Origin of the sequence: Actinomadura rifamycini DSM 43936, from assembly GCF_000425065.1 — a bacterium.
Taxonomy (GTDB): domain Bacteria; phylum Actinomycetota; class Actinomycetes; order Streptosporangiales; family Streptosporangiaceae; genus Spirillospora; species Spirillospora rifamycini.
The window spans coordinates 1-3324 of sequence record NZ_AULB01000068.1; the positions used below are offsets into that span (position 1 = coordinate 1).

Genomic DNA, 3324 nt, shown 5'->3' on the forward strand with positions numbered 1-3324 from the left:
CAAGCAGCGTAGATCTGCCCGCAGATCACCCATGAAGAAGCTGTCCGGAAAACGCGTGGCCCCTCATACCCAGTGCCAAATTCCGCGGATGGCCAGTTGAGGCGGCATCACACTCCGCGAAATCTTCCTGAGCTTCAGCAGGCCATTCACTCGGTAGGGGGAGACAGATCGCCCTGATGGGCGAGGCCATGCCGTCACAGTCACGCGATGTTCGGAGCATGACTGGTGTCGGACCGACGATGAGGGCGCCTTGGCACGCGTGGTGGCGGCGGTGGCCACGATGGGCGGGCCGGGCGACGATGGTGTGGGGGGTGGCGTTCGCCGGCTTCGGGCTGGCAGGCGCGCTCAGTGAGACCCCGTTGCTCTACCTGGGCGGCGACCCGGGGCCTGCCGCGATGGGGTGGGCGGTGGCGGCGGTGGGGGCGCTGGCGGCGCTGGCCTGTGGCGCGGTGGCGCGATACGGGCTGCGGCCCATGCTGCGGGCGCTGCTGTGGGCGGTCTGCGGGCTGGCGGCGATCGGCGCGTTCAGCCTGCTGATGGACGTCATCACGCTGATGTTCGGCCAGGCGGTGGACAGCTGGGCGGCCGCAGCCAACCACGCGCTGTCGGCGGCCGGGGTGGTCCTGCTCGCGGCCACCGCCCGCTCCGACCGCGGTCCGTCCACCGCGACGGTCGGCGAACCGGCCCGCCTCTCGCCCTCGGCCGCCTCTCGCCCGGTTCACCTGGCAGCCTGCGCGGGCACGGTGGCCTTCCTCCCTTACGTGGTGATGAAGCTGGTCTGGGCGTCCGGCGGCACGTTCGCGGGGATGACCGGCGCGGAGATGCTGGCGATCTCCGAGCGCAACGGCGCTTCGGGGGTCTGGCTCACCCTGGAATCCCGGGGCTTGGACGGCACCGCGCTGCTGGCCGCACTCGGCGTCGTCCTGCTCTGGGCTCTGGTGCGGCCATGGGGGCAGGTCTTCCCGCACTGGACGCCGTTCCTGCGCGGCCGCCGCGTCCCGCGCTGGCTCCCCCTGACCCCGGCCTTGGTCGGCGCCGCAACCCTCGCTCCGTACGGGGTGCTGGGGGCCGGCTACTCGGCCCTGGCCACGGCCGGTGTGCTGTCGATGCCGCGCGGGGACTTCCATACCGCCGATGACGCACTGCTGGTCGCCTGGATCGGCATGGCCGCGTTCGCCGTGTACGGGGTCGCGCTAACCGTCGCCGCCCGCTCGTACTGGCTTCGGACCCGTCCCATCAGCCGCGTTCCCGTTAACGCGGAGTGACAGTCCGCAGCCAAGCGGGTCCCCATCAACCGGCAAGCGCGCTGAATGGCGGTTCTCTATTGGCGAACGAGGATCGGGTAATTGCCATGGGTCACCCGGCACATGTGCTACACACCGTTCCCACCGCACGGCCGAGGGGCCGGTCGCACAGCCGCGCCGGAGCCGAGCGCCGCATGGCCGCTCACCATCTGGCTGTGCTCCGACAACACCGTTGAAGGGCACAAGCGTGCCACCGGGGAGGTACCCCAAAGTGGGTTGCTGTCCGAAACCGGCTCAAGGGAAACTTTCGACAATCGGGCCTCAATCACCGGGACGACCATTCGGAAGCGGGCTCGGGTCCTAAAGGTGCCCCCCGTCGGTATCACCTTCGCCATGCAGCGGTCTCGCTGTGCCATATTGTCGAGCAATGACTCTCGCTCGACGACCAAAGCGAATAGATCGAGAACTTCGCTCAACGAAAGCTTCGCTCATTGGCTCCAAAGGCGAGCGATTCGGATATTGAGGTCTTCATGTCGCCGGTCATTTGTAATGTGGGTATATGGGTAGTGATATTGGCGGTGTCGAGCGGCTGATCGCAGCCTGGGACCGGATGGAAGCCTGGCTGCGCGTTCACGCACCGGCTTCGGCCGCGTTGCTGCGCCCGCCGGCCGGTGAAGCCGACATCGTCGCGGCGGCGGCGGCCATGGGGGTGGAGTTTCCCGCGACGCTGGCGGCTTGGTACCGCATCCATGACGGTGTGGACGAAGACCGGACGCCCGACGCTGTGCACGTCGCCGGGATCCTTCCGAACGGCTGGACGATGCTGCCGCTCGACGGGCTGGTCCGTGAGTATCGGACACATACCGACGAGTGGGAGCGGGAGGCGGGCATTCTGCCGTTCGCCCGCAGGCCCGGGGACACCTGGTACGGCTGGTACGTCGACGCGCGCAAGGGCGAGCCCTCCTACGGCAACCTCGGCGGCTGGGCGGTCGATGCGGGGGACGCCCCCTACCCATCCCCGAACGGGTGGCCCTTGCCGGACTGGCTGACCGAGATCGCTGCCGCACTCGAACAGGGCCGCCCGATGACGCGCCCGGACCCAACCGAGGAAAGGACGAATCGACCGGCGCTGGACCGGGACGGGCTCACGTGGGTAGACGCGCGAGACCCGCGCAGCGTCCGCGGCGCGGTGGTGCTCGACGGGCCCCGATGACCGTGAAGCGCAGGTGTCGACGTCGGGTCCCGGCTTCGGGGATGTGGCTCGATCGGGCGACGGTCTACCTGCACACCGAACGGTTTCCCCGCCGCTCCGCACGGGCACCGCCACAGTGGCGTTCTCGATGCGTCAGCGATGTACCCGCACGCCGTCCGCTCGGACCGTATGGGCGTCCTCGAGGACGCCGATCGCTGCACTGGCCTCCGATGACAGGACGGTGGCGTCGTCCAGCCCGGCAAGCGGGGCGCCCTCCCTCTTGCTCATGGCGCGGCATTGTGTCAGCCGATACCGATATCCGGCGGCGACCTGGCACCCCCGGCGCCTTAAGTGGCCATTGCTAACACCCAATGGAAGGCGCGTCGGGATTCCTTATACAGGAGGTCACCGGAGATCTTCGAGCGAATGGCGGCGGATGAGACCGGCGATGGTAGCAATGTCGTCGTGCAGCGGGCGGTCGTGAGTAACGGGTGCGGAGTGCTGGCGGATGAGGCGGTGGACACCGCACAAGGGGTCGGGGAGAGGCTGAGCGCGTAGGTCGGCGGCCTGGCAGAGGGCCAGAAGGTGCATGGCGGCGACGTCGATGGCCAGGGTGAGGCAGTCGCGTGTCCGGCGGGCTGCGATGGTGCCCATGCTGACCTTGTCCTGATTGTGAGCTTCGGTGGAGCGCGAGTGGGTGCTGGCTGGGGTGGCCAGTGCCAGGGCTTCTGCGGTAAGCGCGGACGCAGCGATCTGCAGGCCCTTGAAGCCGTGGTGAAGGCCGGTCTCAGGGCCGGCACACGGGGCCAGGTTGGGAGGAAGTGAGGGGCCACGCGTTTTCCGGACAGCTTCTTCATGGGTGATCTGCGGGCAGATCTACGCTGCTTG

The 3324-nt window shown here is 68.6% G+C and carries 4 protein-coding genes; 2 read left to right on the top strand and 2 right to left on the bottom strand.

What is annotated here, in order from left to right; translation table 11 throughout:
- Nucleotides 1-311: 311 nt before the first annotated feature.
- Both H505_RS51300 and H505_RS50380 read left to right on the top strand, forming a co-directional pair.
- On the top strand, nt 312-1265 hold the full coding sequence (locus H505_RS51300) for a hypothetical protein (RefSeq protein WP_211238621.1): 954 nt from the start codon (nt 312-314) through the stop codon (nt 1263-1265).
- Between the two features lie 538 nt (nt 1266-1803).
- Nucleotides 1804-2457, top strand: coding sequence for an SMI1/KNR4 family protein (locus tag H505_RS50380; RefSeq protein WP_034521164.1), 654 nt, complete (start codon nt 1804-1806; stop codon nt 2455-2457).
- 132 nt (nt 2458-2589) lie between these two features.
- Here H505_RS50380 and H505_RS52580 read toward each other — a convergent pair whose 3' ends face one another.
- A complete protein-coding gene (locus tag H505_RS52580) occupies nt 2590-2724 on the bottom strand; it encodes a hypothetical protein (protein ID WP_267898550.1) in 135 nt (44 codons plus the stop codon).
- A 117-nt stretch (nt 2725-2841) separates the two neighbouring features.
- Nucleotides 2842-3312, bottom strand: coding sequence for an aromatic amino acid lyase (locus H505_RS49550; protein ID WP_084551116.1), 471 nt, complete (start codon nt 3310-3312; stop codon nt 2842-2844).
- Nucleotides 3313-3324 lie beyond the last annotated feature (12 nt).

What these genes read in the sequence shown, in the direction of transcription:
- H505_RS50380 (WP_034521164.1), top strand. Translation starts at nt 1,804, where the DNA reads ATGGGTAGTGATATTGGCGGTGTCGAGCGGCTGATCGCAGCCTGGGAC.
- H505_RS52580 (WP_267898550.1), bottom strand. Translation starts at nt 2,724, where the DNA reads ATGAGCAAGAGGGAGGGCGCCCCGCTTGCCGGGCTGGACGACGCCACC.